Raw genomic sequence first — 14,622 nt, 5'->3', positions numbered from 1 at the left:
TTATGAAGACAAATACATTTTTTAATATAAAGACATTAGCCTTATCTTCTTTTGTTTTACTTTTTGCTAACTGTACAAGTTTAGACGAAAAAGTTTTAGACGAGGTTTTAGGAGAAAACGGTTCTAATCCAGCTGGAGCACTTGCAGCAGCTTACGACAGATTAGGAGACGGAACTTTTACAGATCACGGAGCTGTTTTTGCTATGCAGGAATACTCTTCAGACGAAGCTATTTTACCAACTCGCGGAAGTGACTGGGGAGATGGTGGAAAATGGAGAGCGATGCACGAATTTACATGGCAGTCTGATAATGCTGTTATTGGAAGCAACTGGGATTTGTTGACAAACGGAATCACACGTTCGCTTACTGCAATTCAGTCTGCAGAAACAAGTACAATTCCAGAAAAGAAATTGTTTTTGGCAGAAGCTAAAGGACTTTTAGCATACTATTTATACACAACATTAGATTTATACGGACAAGCGCCATATAGAGATCCAATGAATCCAAATGCGCCATTGCAAATCTTAAAAGCAGATACTCAAATCGATCAATTGATTAAAGATGTAGAAGCATTGATTCCAGATTTGGCAAGTATGGGCGAGCAGCAAACACACCACGGAAGATTTACAAAAGAAGCTGCTTATGGTTTCTTAAGTACAATGTATTTAAACCGTGCTGTATTTAAAGATCGTTTTAATGCATCTTCTAATTTTAATTTTACTGAGCCAGCTGTAACCGGTACAGGGTCAGATATGGACCGTGTTATTTACTATACATCATTATTGATCGATTCAGGAAAATACAAATTAGAAAGCGATTATTTTAAAAACTTTGCAAGAACTAACGACAACGGAAGTGAGCTTATTTTTGCGATTGTACAAAAAATCGATTACATCAGAAACGGTTCTAACAGTTTTGCTTATGCCTCTATGGAGCGTAACCAAAGAACTTCTGCTGCAAACAGAGGAACAAATTCATCATGTATAACTCCAGAGTTTTACGCAACTTGGAATAATAATCATGATGATCCAAGATTTAATCAGGCATATCAGTACTCAGACGGAACATGGTTTACAAATGACGGCACAACCCCAAGTGTCCCAGCAACAGACATTGTACCAAAAAGCGCTGGTCTGCCATGGTTTCACTTTACAAGAGGTATTATAGCAGGACCACAATATGGACCAATATTATTGCCTTCAGGATCTTTAGAAATGGTTGGTGGACGTATTAAAGTTTCTCCATTATACATGGAAAAAAGCACGACTACAAGAATGGATTTTACACCATCATTAACATTTAAAGACCCAACTCAGGCAGTATTTGCTCAAAACGAAATCAATCAGGGAGCTCGTTGTTTTAAATACGAATTTGACCCAGAAGGAGGAAATGGTAATAGTAATGTTGATATGCCATTGTACCGTTTAGGTGGAATCTACACTATGAGAGCAGAAGCTTATTTTAGAAAAGGAAACACAGGAGCTGCACTTCAGGATTTAAATATTTTACGTACTAGCAGAAAGAGAGAATCTTTATACGGAAGTGCTCCAGGAAAAACGCTTACTGCTATCGATGCAACAGTATTGTATAACGAAATAGGTTTTGAATTATACTGGGAATTGTACAGAAGACCACAAATGATCCGTTTCGGAAAATTTGATTTGGCAGGAACTGCAAAACCAGTTTCACAGCCATTCAGAAGAATATTCCCAATTCCTCAGACAACAATTGATGTGACGAAACAATTCACTCAAAACCAAGGATATAATTAAAATTTTGTGTTAGTTTATTTTTTTTTTACAAAGGGCCTGTTTCGCAAGAAACGGGCTTTTGTTATTTTATAAAATACACTAAATAATCAGATAGTTATTCTGTAAGAAATGAATCATAAAATATAAGAATAAAATGACAATCTGTGGGTAATTTTGAGTAAAATTTTAAACCTTTTTCTTTTGAATTTAGTTTGAAAATCCAAGCAAAATTTATAATAAACTCAAATCAAATATCATGATACATCAAATTGATACTACAGATAATATTGTAGCTTTTAGAGCATTGGCAGAAGTTACCAAAGAAGATTTTTTAACTGCAGTTATTCCTGCGGTAGAACATTTGGTAAAAGAAATCAACGAAATCAATTTCTTATTGGTTTTAGATACCGATATTAAAAATTTTACTGCTGGTGCATGGCTTCAGGATGCATTGCTAGGTCTAAAACATCTGGGAAAATGGAACAGAGCAGCAATCGTTACCGATACAGATGAAATCATTTCTTTTACTAACGGATTCAGCTATATCGTTCCTGGTGAATTTAAAGGTTTCAAAAAAACAGAATTCAATAAAGCCTTGAATTGGGTTGAAGGAAATATTTCTTTTTAAAAGGTTCAAAGGATCTGAGGTGCAGAGGGACAAAGGTTTTCTTTAGAGGCGCATGGCAGTTCGCCTAGCTTATGTTACCACAAATCAATATCGTTAGTGTTTTTCTCTCGCAGATTTTGCAGATTCGGCGGATTTTGTAATAAATAGATAATTGACTTATAGTTTATTATTTATGATTATACGCACAGTTTTGTCATTTCGACCTAAGGGAGAAATCACACTAGAAATTCCGTACCGTTAGTAACAATCTTTGTGGTTACGAGTGTGATTTCTCCTTTCGGTCGAAATGACAAGTTTGCGGAAGTACTTCGCGCAATCTTTGTCAAAGTTTAAACTTTGAGAAAGATTTTGATTGTAGAGTTTCTTGCAGAGATTTCTCCTCCGTCGAAATGACAAGATCGTGGTAAAAACTTGAAACCTGAAACTTGAAACTTGAAACTTCAATCTTCAAACCTGAAACAAGAAACAAACAAAACCTGAAACAAACAGAACCTGAAACAAAAACAAAACTTCATAAAAAAAGAGCAGTGTAAAGTGCTCTTTTTTTATAAAGTTTTGTTTTCTAATGATTATATTCAATACCGCTGCTTACGTGGCTTTCGTCTTTTGGTTTATTTCCAAATTTCTTGTAGCATGCAGTAGCTAATATGGGTAAAGCTAGTGAACCTACAATAGCACCAGTTATGTGATGGCCAGTTTTTTTCAAAATTGCTCCGGCAACCAAAGAACCAACTCCGGCTAAAACCATTTGTTTAACAGACAGTTTAGTAGTAGATTGTTCTAATCCTTGAGGTACAATTCCGTGTAAAAGCGGGTCTATAAAATTTAAATTTTCCATGATGTTAATTTATTTTAATTATACTTATTCTTAAATCTTTATTGTTTGATATTTTCCGTTTCGTTTTCAATTTTTTCAATTTCTACCTTTTCTTTTTTAATTGCCTGTCTTAACAAAGCAAAAAGACTCATATAGATATTTGCCATAAAAACCAGCGAAAAGCCTGCCAAAATATAGCCCCGCCAATCAATTAACAAAAGTTTATAATCGGTAAAAAATAAAGCACCAATTGTAATGTAATGACTAAAACAATATTCGCAGGTAAGGAGATAGAAAAACTTTCTCGACAATAAATAGCGTTCTGTCTGCGAATGTTTTACACACCATTCATGCGGTTCTCTAAAAATCTCTTCGTGCGTTACAGTCCAGCTGATACAAGCTATCGGAACAGCGAGTACAAAAAGCCAGATAATTTGAGTGCCAATAGTCATAATGAATCAGGTTTTTGAAAACTAAACTTATTCTCGAGGGTGATTTTCTGGATAATGCTCCGCGTCAAAATCATCCAATTCCTCATCATTATCCAGATCACCATCTTTTTCTATGTCATCATCCTCATAATCCAAACCTGTAGAATTGTCATCATCATCAAGATCACTTCTTTCTTCATCATTTGTAATAAGGCCGTCTTCATTTACAATTCTTTCTTCATTCGGAATATTTTCAGCTCTTAAAGTTTCATTTCGATTAAAATCATTCGTTTGATGATTAGTGTCATCTATATAATCTTCATTGTAATGAAAATGATTTTGTTCCTCATAAATGGCCACAAATTCATTTTCAATAAAAATATTTTGCTCAATATAATCAGGATCAGAAACACCATAATTATTTTCCTCGTTATGAAGATCAAATTTCATTTCATCATCATAATAAGAATTCATTGAACTTTCGATAAAAGTATTTTGTTCTATAAAATCAGGATCAATATGTCCGTAATTTTCATTATTGAAATTTTCCATGATATATCGTTTTTAAATTAATTTAAATATTGGGTGTTTTACAAAATTAGGAAAGGACCCAGTTTTAAATTTTATACAAATACAGTTTGTAGTTCTATAATTATCAGTTATTTATAATATAAGCTTCGTGCGGAATTGTGTAAATTCGTTTAGCCAGTATAGTTTTAATTTTAATAGAAATTAATTTTAACTTCAAAACATTATGGCTTCTGATAAAGTTACTGCCTGTTGTGAGGCATTAATAGAAAAAAAATTGACGATTACTTTTGTAGAAAGTGCATCGGCAGGAAAAATGAATTACGAATTTTCTACCGTTATAAATTCCGGACAAATCTTAATAGGAGGAATGGTTTGTTATCACCATTCGATGAAAGAAGATTTATTGTCCATTTCTCCCGGCACTATAGAAAAACACACTGCAGAATCTGCCATTGTAACCAAATTAATGGCAGAGAATTTCTATCGCTATGTAAAATCGGATATTTGTGTAGCCTTAACCGGATTAACAACTCCGGGCGGAAGTGAAAGTCCGACTAAACCCATAGGGACAATATTTGTACACATTGTTTTTTCTGATTATGAAATTGCAAAGCGTTTTCAATTTACAGGAGATGCCGAAAGTATTATCAATCAGGCGATCGATCATATTGCAGATTTACTTTTGTATGAAGTTCAAAAGGAGGATAAAAACCTTCCCGAAAACTAAATTACAATTTAAAGCATTAAACTTTTATTAACAAAAAGCGGCGATTCATTAGTTTATATTTGTGATAAGCATTTATAAATTAAAGGCATTCTGCCGTTTTATTGTATTATGAAAAGTATAGTTTCTAAAATTGCTCTTTTCCTATTCTTATCTTTGTCACTGGACTCTTACAGTCAGAACGTAAAACTACTTACCGTAGATCAATTGAAAGAAAGAATACAAAACGGAAAAGACAGTACATACGTTGTCAACTTTTGGGCAACTTGGTGCGCGCCGTGTATAAAAGAATTGCCGCATTTTGAACGTCTGAATCAGGAACACAAATCAGAAAAACTGGCAGTTCTATTGGTTTCAGTTGATTTTAAATCCAAATTAAATTCTGGTGTAATTCCATTCGTAAAAAGAAAAAATATGAAAAGTCAAGTATTTCTTCTTAACGAAAGCAATCCGCAGGAATATATAGATAGAATAGAACCGTCCTGGTCAGGAAGTATTCCCGCAACAATCTTCATCAAAGGCGATAAACGAAAATTTGCCGAAAATGAATTTACCTACGAACAATTATTAACTGAATATAAAAAACTGTAAACAATGAAAAAAATAATCCTTCAATTAGTCCTGGCATTTACTGCCTTTCTGGCTCAGGCACAGACACAGACGACAACACTTAAAGCTGGCGATACTGCACCAGATTTTAAACTTAAAAATGTAGATAACAAAGAAGTATCTTTTGAGAGTTTTCCAAAAGCAAAAGGTTATATTGTAGTTTTTACCTGCAACACTTGTCCTTATGCAGTGGCGTACGAACAAAGAATTATGGAACTGGATAAGAAATTTAAACCACAAGGATATCCGGTAATTGCCATAAACCCAAATGATCCGGAAGCTTCTAAAGCAGATAGCTTTGATAAAATGCAGGAATTGGCAAAGTCTAAAAAATATTCATTCCCTTATTTATTCGATCAGGGACAATTGATTACCGATCAATACGGGGCAAAGCATACGCCGCATTTATTTATTGTGTCTAAAACTGCCAAAGGAAATGTGGTAGAATATGTAGGCGCAATAGACAATGATCCTGAAGGCACTAAAACCGAAAAAACAAAATATGCCGAAGATGTAATTGCAGCATTAAAAAGCAATCAGAAACCAACGGTAACGGCAACAAAAGAAATTGGCTGTACCGTAAAAAGAAAAGCGAAAGCATAATTTTTTATTGTTTTTAAAAATACAAAACGCCCCAATAATTTGGGGCGTTTTTCGTGCATGTATGTGAACAAGCTTACTTTTTATCGATTCGATAAAGTCTTCCTTGATCGGTTACGGCGTATAATGCTTCGTCTTTTCCTTGCGTAATATCTCTAAAACGCTGGCCTTCGCTGGCCAATAATCTTTCTTCTCCTGCAACTTTGTTGTCTTTAAATGCCAGACGTACAATGTGCATACCACTCAAAGAGCCTATAAAGAGATTGTTTTCCCATTCTTTGATTCGGTTTCCTTTATAAAAAGTCATACCGCTTGGCGATACCACAGGATCCCAATAATATACAGGTTGTTCTAATCCGGTTTGCTGCTGAATTCCGGCTCCAACTTTTTCGCCGCTATATTCAATTCCGTACGTAATTGTCGGCCATCCGTAATTTGCTCCGGGCGTAATTCGGTTAATTTCGTCACCGCCTCTTGGGCCGTGCTCACTTTGCCAAAGTTCTCCCGTTGTAGGATGTACAGCCAATCCTTGCGGATTTCTGTGCCCCATACTATAAAGTTCTGGTAAAGCTCCGGCTCCTGTAAAAACAGGATTTCCGGATGCAGGCTGACCGCCGGTTGTAATGCGGACAACTTTTCCTAAACTACTGCTTACAGATTGTGCAAGCGGACGTGTTTGCAATACAGAACGTTCACCGATACTCACAAAAAGATTTCCGTTTTTATCAAATAAAACGCGTCCTCCATAATGTAATGTACTGCTGTTTGGCGTATTAGAACGATAAATTACAGTGGCGTTTTCTATTGTGGCTTCGTTATCTGCCAGTCTTCCTTTCGCGACAGCGGTGATATTACCTCCTGCAACGGCTTCAGAAAATACCCAATAAATCATTCGGTTTGTGGCAAAATTAGGATCGATACACAAACCGAGTAAACCTCCCTGATCTGCAGGATTTACGGTTGGAATTCCGGTAATGGCGTTGCTAACAACTCCGGCTTGAGTAACAATTCTCATTTTTCCTGCTTTTTCGGTTACCAAAAGGCGACCGTCAGGAAGGCTCGCTACGCCCCACGGAGACGCAAGGTTGCTAGTAAGGATTTTAACTTCGTATTCTGTTGTAGTCTGAATACTTCCGGCTCTGGTTTGTCCGGCAAAGGCAGGAGTGTAAGAACTGTTTGCCGGATTCGTTTCTACTGGATTTCCTACAGTGCCAACATCGGGATCAGTACCTATTGAATCGTTGTTAGAACAGCTGCTTAATGCTAAAATACAGGTAAGTAGATAAATGCTTTTTTGAATCATCATAATGCTTTCAATTTAGGGTTAGAAATGTTTTTTTAATTATTAACCACACCGAAGCAGAAGATTGCTGTAAAAATAACCCGCTTAAAAAACGAGCTTTAGGTTTCTTTATATATTATTTACGTTCAATTTTCTATCAATGTAATTCCGCTAAGAATTCTTTAGTCATTTACAAAAGTTGCTGAATTTTCTATTTCTTAGAAAAAAAGCTAATTGACATTTACTTAGTGGTATGCTTTAATTTGAACGAAGGTTTATTGTATAATATTGTACGTAAGAATATTATTATTGTTTTTTTATTGAATTTCTTTTTCGTATATTACGTAGTGAAGTAAATTTAAATTCGTGGGGTGTTATTTCAAAAAAGATTTTAACACATAGAAACATAGGTTTTAATCTAAAAGAGATATAAAAAAGAAATTTATTTCTCACACATAGAAGCTATGTGAATTGCAACTAAGTGAAACGCCTTTTTTAGTGCATAAAACTATGTTTCTATGTGTTAAAATAATTGCCTCCAATAAATCAGTGCAGCAATTTTACAAGCTTTTCAGTTTTTTCATAAAAACAGGAAACGCTTCATTTATTTCGTCAAAAAGTGGATTTTTGCGGTATTTCAATTTGATTTCGCCAAATAATTTAAGTCCCAAAGCAAACTGAATGGCTTCTGACGGATCTTCAAAAAGACCTTTATTTTTCATTCTTTCGATAATTTCGAATATTTCGTCATGATTGGTAAAATCAATTTCCAGCTCTTTTGCAGGTTCAGTTTCACCGTTGGCATATTGTGTAAGTGCTAATTTTAAATGGTATTTATTGGCTCTTTTTTCCATGATACTAATTTTTTATTTCAACCATTTATCTACAATGGTCTTAAAGGTTTCTTTGTATTGTTCGCCAACTGTAATTTCGGTTTTATTAATAAAAATCGAGTTTTTACTGATCGCATTTATTTTATCTAATGAAACAATAAACGAACGGTGAACGCGCATAAATTTGGAGGATGGCAGTTTTTCTTCTAATGCTTTTAAAGAGATTAAAGAAAGTAAAGCTTTTTGAGAATCTTCGAGATGCACTTTTACATAATCTTTTAAACTTTCAATGTATAAAATGTCTTTCAGCGAAATTCTAACCCATTGATATTCTACCTTCAAAAAGATAAATTCATCATCTGCAGTAACGGATTGAATCTGATTGGATGCTTCTTCAGAAAGTTGCAGCACTTTATTTGCAGCGCGTAGAAATTCTTCGTAGCTAAAAGGTTTTAAAAGATAATCTACGGCATTTACTTTGTAACCTTCAATAGCATAATGATTGTAGGCTGTTGTAAAAATAATTTTAGGCAGCGGTCCCGGCTGTTCCTGTAAAAGTCTCGCCAATTCCATACCCGTTAAATTGGGCATATTAATGTCTAAAAAAACAATATCCGGTTGTTTTTCCCGAATCAGACTCATTGCATCTACAGCATTATCGCAGCTGCAGGACAATTCCAGAAAAGGAGTCTGCGCAATAAAAGTTTCTACCAGTTTTAAAGCTAAAGGTTCATCGTCTACTGCAATACATTTTAATACGGTCATTGTTCTAAAGTTATTTGCAGGTTTACTTCATATTTCCCTTCTTCATTAATACCACATTCTATAGAATGTTTGTGAGGATAAATAAGCTGTAATCTGCGTTTTGTATTCGTTAAACCAATTCCACCCGGTTCAGAGTTTGCGGTTTTTTCGAAGAAAGTATTGATTACGCCAAATTTAAGATTGGCATCATCTTGTTCTAATTTGATAATAATTTCGCTTTTCTCTGTTGCATTTACGCCATGTTTAAAAGCATTTTCTACTAAAGGTAATAATAACATCGGTACAATAGGATAATCTTGCAGTTTTTCGGGAATTTCTGTAGTAATCGTTAATTTGCTGTTGGCGCGAAGTTTCATTAGCGCAATAAAGTCTTTTAAAAATTCTACTTCTTTCAATAAAGTAGTACGTTCGCCTTCTGTGCTGTACAATAAATAACGCATCATGCGACTCAAAGTATGCAGTGCATTTCTGGAATCTTCTATGTTAGAATATGTAAGCGAATAAATACTATTAAGTGAATTAAAGAAAAAATGCGGATTGATCTGTGCTTTCAACATGGCAAGTTCTGCCATTGTTTTGTCTTGCTCCAGTTTCTGTTTGTGCTGTGCTGCTTTCTGCCAGTATTGCAACATAGACCAACTCGTACTGATACCTAAAACCAACAAAGTGAGCATTAAAACATAATTATCGAAATACGGATTTCTGTATTTGGTAAAGCCTAAAACGGCACTTACTTTGGTATGAACATCGGTTTGAGAAGAATAAAAATAAGCAATAACCTGCATGACAACAATCATTAAAAAAGCCCACGCCAGATAAGGAGAAGTATTGTTTTTAATAATGGTTTTTGGAACGACTATTTTGGCATTAGAATAAAACAAACCAATCAATAAGACCAAAACAATAATCTGCCAAAGCCAAAAAACATCAGGAAGTACAACCTTCCAGGTTAAGGGAATATAAAACAACATAATAAACCCCAATAACAACCAGCCAAGAATGTGAAGTCCGGCAAATAAGTAGGGTCTGAAAAAATTTGGTGCCATTATAAAATAGGATTTAAAGGCAATATTACATTTTATTTGAATACGATTTTAAACCAATCGCTCAACATAGAATCACAATCCTTAAAGAGCATTTTAGAGCCGATGAGACAAAAATTAAACACTCGTTTAATACATCTAAAATTCCATCGGATATTAAGTTATCTCTATCGATTGTGTTTTGCTGTTCGTCTATTGAAAAAAAATCGTACCTTTTATTTTATTTATTTTGTCAGTATATAATCGATAATTACACATTTTTACAATGAATAAGCAATCATTTTTAAGCATTCTCGCAGCATCAATTGTAATCGCTTCATGCGGTAAAAAAGATGATAAATCGGCACAGGCCGGAGGAGCACCGCAAGTTAAGGAATATAAAACTTTGACTTTACAGTCGCAATCTGCAACTTTAAACACAGATTATCCGGCAAGTATTCAGGGACAGGAAAATATAGAAATCCGACCAAGAGTAGAAGGTTATATCGATAAAATATATGTAGATGAAGGTGCCGTTGTAAAAGCGGGGCAGCCTTTATTTAAAATTAGCGCACCAGAATACGAGCAGCAAGTTCGTACGGCTTCTGCAAGTATAAAAAGCGCTCAGGCACAAGTAAGTACAGCAAAACTGGCTGTAAATAAAGTGCGACCATTGGTAGAAAAAGGAATTATCAGCAAATACGATTTAGAATCTGCTCAATATACGTATGAGTCTGCAATGGCAAGTTTAGCGCAAGCAAATGCAGCTTTGGTAAACGCCAAAGTTAACTTAGGTTACACTACCGTAACAAGTCCTGTAAATGGTGTTGTAGGTTCTATACCTTTCCGTTTAGGAAGTTTGGTAGGTTCTGCAACAGCTGAGCCAATGACAACTGTTTCTAGCATCGGAAATGTATACGCTTATTTTGCATTGAATGAAAAAATGCTTCTTAACCTTACACAGGAAAATGAAGGCGCATCTTTGGCACAAAAAATCAAAAAAATGCCAGCCGTTTCATTATTACTTTCAGACGGTTCAGAATATGATCAAAAAGGTCATATTGAAACTGTAAACGGATTAATTAATACCGAAACTGGTACTGTAAATATTAGAGCACGTTTCCCTAATCCAAAAGGAATTATCAGAAGCGGAAGCAGTACAACAGTGCGAATTCCGAAAGAAGTAAAAGACGGAATATTAGTTCCTCAAAGCGCTACATTCGAATTGCAGGATAAAATTTTTGCAGTGACAGTAGGAAAAGACGGAAAAACAAAAAATGTGAATATTACGAAACTTGAAAATACTGCGGGTAATTATTATGTTGTGACAAGCGGCTTAAAACCTGGTGATCAAATTGTTTTAGAAGGAGTAGCTTCACTTAAAGACGGATCTGAAATTAAGGCTACTAATGTGAGTGCAGAAACGGTTTACGCTGACTTAAAATAAAAGAAAAAAATGTTTAAAATATTCATACAAAGACCTGTACTTTCGACAGTAATATCGGTTATTATTGTCATCTTAGGAGTTTTAGGCTTGGTTGAGCTTCCTATTTCTCAATATCCGGATATCGCGCCGCCAACAGTAAACGTTTCGGCAAGTTATACCGGAGCAAATGCCGATGTAGTACTTAAAAGTATTGTAATTCCGTTAGAAGAGCAAATCAACGGTGTAGAAAACATGACGTACATGACTTCTACAGCAACAAATGATGGAAATGCTTCTATTAAGATTTTCTTTAAAGTAGGAACAAACCCCGATTTAGCAGCGGTAAACGTTCAGAACAGGGTTTCCAGAGCAACAAGTTTATTGCCTGTAGAGGTAACTCAGGCTGGGGTAACAGTTACAAAAAGTCAGAGTAGTAACTTATTGATTTTCTCTTTATATAGTGATGATAAAGCATACGATCAGACTTTCCTTCAAAATTATGCTAAGATCAATCTTGTACCGCAAATCCAGCGTGTTGTTGGGGTAGGAGATGTAACGGTTTTTGGAGCAAAAGATTACTCGATGAGAATCTGGCTGAAACCAGATGTTATGCAGCAATACAAACTGATTCCGAGCGATATATCGGCTGCTTTGGCAGAACAAAATATAGAAGCGGCACCAGGTAAATTTGGTGAAAACGGAAATCAGTCTTTTCAATACGTAATTAAATACAAAGGACGTTTAACAAGCGACAAGGAATTTGGTGATATCATCATTAAATCGGTCGGAAACGGACAAATGTTACGATTGAAAGATGTTGCCAAAGTAGAATTAGGATCGCTTAGTTATGCAGCAACTATTAAAACAAACGGTGTAGAATCTGCAGCGATGGCGATCAGCCAGACGCCGGGATCTAATGCGCGTGATGTAATTAATAATTCTAAAAAACTAATTGAAGAAGCAGCAAAAAATTTCCCAAAAGGAGTAAAATATACATTACTGGTTGACGTTAACGAAAACTTAGATGCTTCTATCGAAAAAGTAATCCATACTTTGATCGAAGCCTTTATTTTGGTTTTTATCGTTGTATTTATATTCCTTCAGGATTTTAGATCTACCTTAATTCCGGCAATTGCCGTTCCCGTTGCGATTGTAGGAACGTTTTTCTTCCTGAGTTTATTCGGGTTTACAATCAACTTATTAACGCTTTTTGCATTGGTATTAGCGATTGGTATTGTGGTCGATGATGCGATTGTCGTCGTCGAGGCTGTGCATGCCAAACTCGATCACGGTTATAAATCGTCTAAAAAAGCAACAATTGATGCGATGGACGAAATTTCCGGAGCGATTATTTCGATCACACTTGTAATGGCGGCCGTATTTATTCCGGTAACTTTTATTAATGGATCTACAGGGGTTTTCTACAAACAATTTGGTATTACATTAGCGGTTGCGATTATTCTTTCGGCAGTTAATGCCTTGACTTTGAGCCCTGCATTATGTGCTTTGCTTTTAAAACCTCATGCTGACGATCATAAACATAAAAGTTTTATCCAGAGATTTTATACGTCATTCAACGTTGCATTTGATAATGTAACAGGCAAATACAAACGTTCGGTTCAATTTCTTTCCGTTAAAAAATGGATTGTTTTGGCAGCTATTATTATTGCTGGTGCATCGTTATTTTATATGATGAAAACTACGCCTTCAGCTTTCGTTCCTGCGGAAGATCAGGGAACAGTTTTCGCCAATATTAGTTTACCGCCATCGGCTTCTATGGAGCGTTCTGATAAAATCGCCAAACAAGTGGATAGTATTGCCAATACAATTCCGGGTGTAAAAAACACGCTTCGTATTGTAGGGCAGAACTTTACCGCTGGAGCGGGAAGTGCCTACAGTATGGTTATTGTAAAACTAGAAACATGGGACAAACGTGATTTAAGTGTAAATGATGTTATCGGACAGCTTTTTGCCAAAACAAGCGGCATTCGCGAAGCTAACATCTTCTTTATTTCGCCTCCAACCATTCAGGGATTTGGACAAAGTGGTGGATTTGAATTTCAATTGCAGGATAAAGGCGGGCACACAACGGCTGAATTCTTTAAGGTTAATACAGAGTTTTTAGATAAGTTGTCTAAACGTCCTGAAATTCAATATGCAACAACTCCTTTTAATCCGGGTTTCCCTCAATATATGATGGATGTTAATCTGGCAAAAGCCAAAGATGCAGGTGTTTCTGTAAATACAATTCTTTCTACGATGCAGGGTTATTATGGTGGATTATACGCTTCGAACTTTAATAAATTCGGAAAACAATACCGTGTTATGATTCAGGCTGCACCAGAATTTCGTGCCAATACAGAAGGACTTAATAAAATCTTCGTTAGAAACAGTTCGGGAACCATGGCTCCAATTACAGAGTTTGTAAAAATGACCAGAGTTTTTGGGCCAGAATCTATTTCAAGATTTAACCTTTTCTCTTCTATCTCTATAACCGGAGCTCCAAATCCGGGGTATAGTTCAGGAGACGCCATCAAAGCCATTCAGGAAGTTGCTGCAGAAGATCTTCCTGCTGGTTATGGCTATGAATTCTCTGGATTAACGCGTGAGGAATTGGCTTCGGGAAGTGAAACTGTTTTCATCTTTATATTATGTCTTGTGTTTGTTTACTTCTTATTGAGTGCACAATACGAAAGTTATATTTTACCATTTGCTGTATTATTCTCGATTCCTTTTGGATTGGCAGGAGCGTATTTGTTCTCGATTATATTCAAATTAAACAGTAATATTTACCTGCAGATTTCCCTAATCATGCTTATCGGACTTTTGGCGAAGAACGGTATTTTGATTGTAGAATTTGCCCTCGAAAGAAGACGTAAAGGAATGGCAATTGTAGAAGCTGCAGTAAGCGGAGCAGTAGCACGTTTACGACCAATTTTAATGACCTCTTTTGCTTTTATTTTAGGACTTGTGCCTTTAATGTTTGCGTCTGGCGCAGGAGCTGTTGGTAATAAATCTATTGGTACTGGAGCTGTAGGCGGAATGTTAATCGGAACTGTTTTAGGAGTTTTTGTTATTCCGGTATTGTTTATCGTTTTCCAGACTTTACAAGAAAGAATAAGCGGTCCGGCCAAAGATGGTTACGATGACGGTGATGATGACGAGGAAGTAATGCTAATAGAAGCTCATAAAGAGTAATAATT

General features: G+C 35.6%; 14 protein-coding genes. 7 read left to right on the top strand and 7 right to left on the bottom strand.

Features of this window, described 5'->3' with window-relative positions; genetic code table 11:
* Positions 1 to 2 precede the first annotated feature (2 nt).
* Both EV144_RS16060 and EV144_RS16055 read left to right on the top strand, forming a co-directional pair.
* Complete coding sequence (locus EV144_RS16060) at positions 3 to 1,772, top strand: RagB/SusD family nutrient uptake outer membrane protein (protein ID WP_134150185.1); 1,770 nt, start codon at positions 3 to 5, stop codon at positions 1,770 to 1,772.
* Between the two features lie 235 nt (positions 1,773 to 2,007).
* Positions 2,008 to 2,379 carry an STAS/SEC14 domain-containing protein gene (locus EV144_RS16055; RefSeq protein WP_134150184.1) on the top strand — a complete coding sequence of 124 codons (372 nt, stop codon included), beginning with the start codon at positions 2,008 to 2,010 and terminating at the stop codon, positions 2,377 to 2,379.
* 562 nt (positions 2,380 to 2,941) lie between these two features.
* Here the strand turns inward: EV144_RS16055 and EV144_RS16050 are convergent.
* From EV144_RS16050 to EV144_RS16040, 3 genes are read right to left on the bottom strand one after another with little or no spacing between them, the layout of a single operon-like run.
* On the bottom strand, positions 2,942 to 3,217 hold the full coding sequence (locus EV144_RS16050) for a PrgI family protein (RefSeq protein ID WP_134150183.1): 276 nt from the start codon (positions 3,215 to 3,217) through the stop codon (positions 2,942 to 2,944).
* A gap of 38 nt (positions 3,218 to 3,255) precedes the next feature.
* On the bottom strand, positions 3,256 to 3,648 hold the full coding sequence (locus EV144_RS16045; protein WP_134150182.1) for a hypothetical protein: 393 nt from the start codon (positions 3,646 to 3,648) through the stop codon (positions 3,256 to 3,258).
* 27 nt (positions 3,649 to 3,675) lie between these two features.
* A complete protein-coding gene (locus EV144_RS16040) occupies positions 3,676 to 4,179 on the bottom strand; it encodes a hypothetical protein (protein ID WP_134150181.1) in 504 nt (167 codons plus the stop codon).
* A 202-nt stretch (positions 4,180 to 4,381) separates the two neighbouring features.
* Here EV144_RS16040 and EV144_RS16035 point away from each other — a divergent pair, with 202 nt between their 5' ends.
* The 3 genes from EV144_RS16035 (at position 4,382) to EV144_RS16025 (ending at position 6,094) form a co-directional block, all read left to right on the top strand.
* A complete protein-coding gene (locus EV144_RS16035) occupies positions 4,382 to 4,885 on the top strand; it encodes a CinA family protein (protein WP_134150180.1) in 504 nt (167 codons plus the stop codon).
* A gap of 108 nt (positions 4,886 to 4,993) precedes the next feature.
* A complete protein-coding gene (locus tag EV144_RS16030) occupies positions 4,994 to 5,473 on the top strand; it encodes a TlpA family protein disulfide reductase (RefSeq protein ID WP_134150179.1) in 480 nt (159 codons plus the stop codon).
* A 3-nt stretch (positions 5,474 to 5,476) separates the two neighbouring features.
* Entirely contained in the window at positions 5,477 to 6,094 is a 618-nt protein-coding gene (locus EV144_RS16025; RefSeq protein ID WP_134150178.1) for a thioredoxin family protein, read from the top strand.
* Between the two features lie 73 nt (positions 6,095 to 6,167).
* Here the strand turns inward: EV144_RS16025 and EV144_RS16020 are convergent, their stop codons facing one another.
* From EV144_RS16020 to EV144_RS16005, 4 genes are all read right to left on the bottom strand, one after another.
* Positions 6,168 to 7,397, bottom strand: a complete 1,230-nt coding sequence (locus EV144_RS16020; RefSeq protein WP_134150177.1) for a PQQ-dependent sugar dehydrogenase — start codon at positions 7,395 to 7,397, stop codon at positions 6,168 to 6,170.
* A gap of 536 nt (positions 7,398 to 7,933) precedes the next feature.
* Positions 7,934 to 8,227, bottom strand: a complete 294-nt coding sequence (locus tag EV144_RS16015) for a DUF3861 family protein (RefSeq protein WP_134150176.1) — start codon at positions 8,225 to 8,227, stop codon at positions 7,934 to 7,936.
* Positions 8,228 to 8,239: 12 nt separating this feature from the next.
* Positions 8,240 to 8,971 (bottom strand): LytR/AlgR family response regulator transcription factor, encoded by a 732-nt coding sequence (locus EV144_RS16010; protein ID WP_134150175.1) that lies wholly within the window; start codon positions 8,969 to 8,971, stop codon positions 8,240 to 8,242.
* Positions 8,968 to 10,017, bottom strand: coding sequence for a sensor histidine kinase (locus EV144_RS16005; RefSeq protein WP_134150174.1), 1,050 nt, complete (start codon positions 10,015 to 10,017; stop codon positions 8,968 to 8,970). The genes EV144_RS16010 and EV144_RS16005 overlap by 4 nt, the downstream gene beginning before the upstream one ends.
* 262 nt (positions 10,018 to 10,279) lie before the next feature.
* Here EV144_RS16005 and EV144_RS16000 point away from each other — a divergent pair, with 262 nt between their 5' ends.
* Complete coding sequence (locus EV144_RS16000) at positions 10,280 to 11,440, top strand: efflux RND transporter periplasmic adaptor subunit (RefSeq protein WP_134150173.1); 1,161 nt, start codon at positions 10,280 to 10,282, stop codon at positions 11,438 to 11,440.
* Positions 11,441 to 11,449: 9 nt separating this feature from the next.
* On the top strand, positions 11,450 to 14,617 hold the full coding sequence (locus EV144_RS15995) for an efflux RND transporter permease subunit (RefSeq protein WP_134150172.1): 3,168 nt from the start codon (positions 11,450 to 11,452) through the stop codon (positions 14,615 to 14,617).
* The last annotated feature ends 5 nt before the right edge of the window (positions 14,618 to 14,622 follow it).

The organism is Flavobacterium sp. 270 (genome assembly GCF_004368785.1).
GTDB lineage: Bacteria > Bacteroidota > Bacteroidia > Flavobacteriales > Flavobacteriaceae > Flavobacterium.
This window is presented reverse-complemented; position numbering and strand designations above follow the sequence as displayed.

Bases quoted from the DNA above. Each gene is read 5' to 3' on its own strand.
- EV144_RS15995 (WP_134150172.1), top strand. From the start codon at position 11,450: ATGTTTAAAATATTCATACAAAGACCTGTACTTTCGACAGTAATATCG.
- EV144_RS16060 (WP_134150185.1), top strand. From the start codon at position 3: ATGAAGACAAATACATTTTTTAATATAAAGACATTAGCCTTATCTTCT.
- EV144_RS16025 (WP_134150178.1), top strand. From the start codon at position 5,477: ATGAAAAAAATAATCCTTCAATTAGTCCTGGCATTTACTGCCTTTCTG.
- EV144_RS16040 (WP_134150181.1), bottom strand. From the start codon at position 4,179: ATGGAAAATTTCAATAATGAAAATTACGGACATATTGATCCTGATTTT.
- EV144_RS16030 (WP_134150179.1), top strand. From the start codon at position 4,994: ATGAAAAGTATAGTTTCTAAAATTGCTCTTTTCCTATTCTTATCTTTG.
- EV144_RS16010 (WP_134150175.1), bottom strand. From the start codon at position 8,971: ATGACCGTATTAAAATGTATTGCAGTAGACGATGAACCTTTAGCTTTA.
- EV144_RS16005 (WP_134150174.1), bottom strand. From the start codon at position 10,017: ATGGCACCAAATTTTTTCAGACCCTACTTATTTGCCGGACTTCACATT.
- EV144_RS16015 (WP_134150176.1), bottom strand. From the start codon at position 8,227: ATGGAAAAAAGAGCCAATAAATACCATTTAAAATTAGCACTTACACAA.
- EV144_RS16050 (WP_134150183.1), bottom strand. From the start codon at position 3,217: ATGGAAAATTTAAATTTTATAGACCCGCTTTTACACGGAATTGTACCT.
- EV144_RS16000 (WP_134150173.1), top strand. From the start codon at position 10,280: ATGAATAAGCAATCATTTTTAAGCATTCTCGCAGCATCAATTGTAATC.
- EV144_RS16045 (WP_134150182.1), bottom strand. From the start codon at position 3,648: ATGACTATTGGCACTCAAATTATCTGGCTTTTTGTACTCGCTGTTCCG.
- EV144_RS16020 (WP_134150177.1), bottom strand. From the start codon at position 7,397: ATGATGATTCAAAAAAGCATTTATCTACTTACCTGTATTTTAGCATTA.
- EV144_RS16055 (WP_134150184.1), top strand. From the start codon at position 2,008: ATGATACATCAAATTGATACTACAGATAATATTGTAGCTTTTAGAGCA.
- EV144_RS16035 (WP_134150180.1), top strand. From the start codon at position 4,382: ATGGCTTCTGATAAAGTTACTGCCTGTTGTGAGGCATTAATAGAAAAA.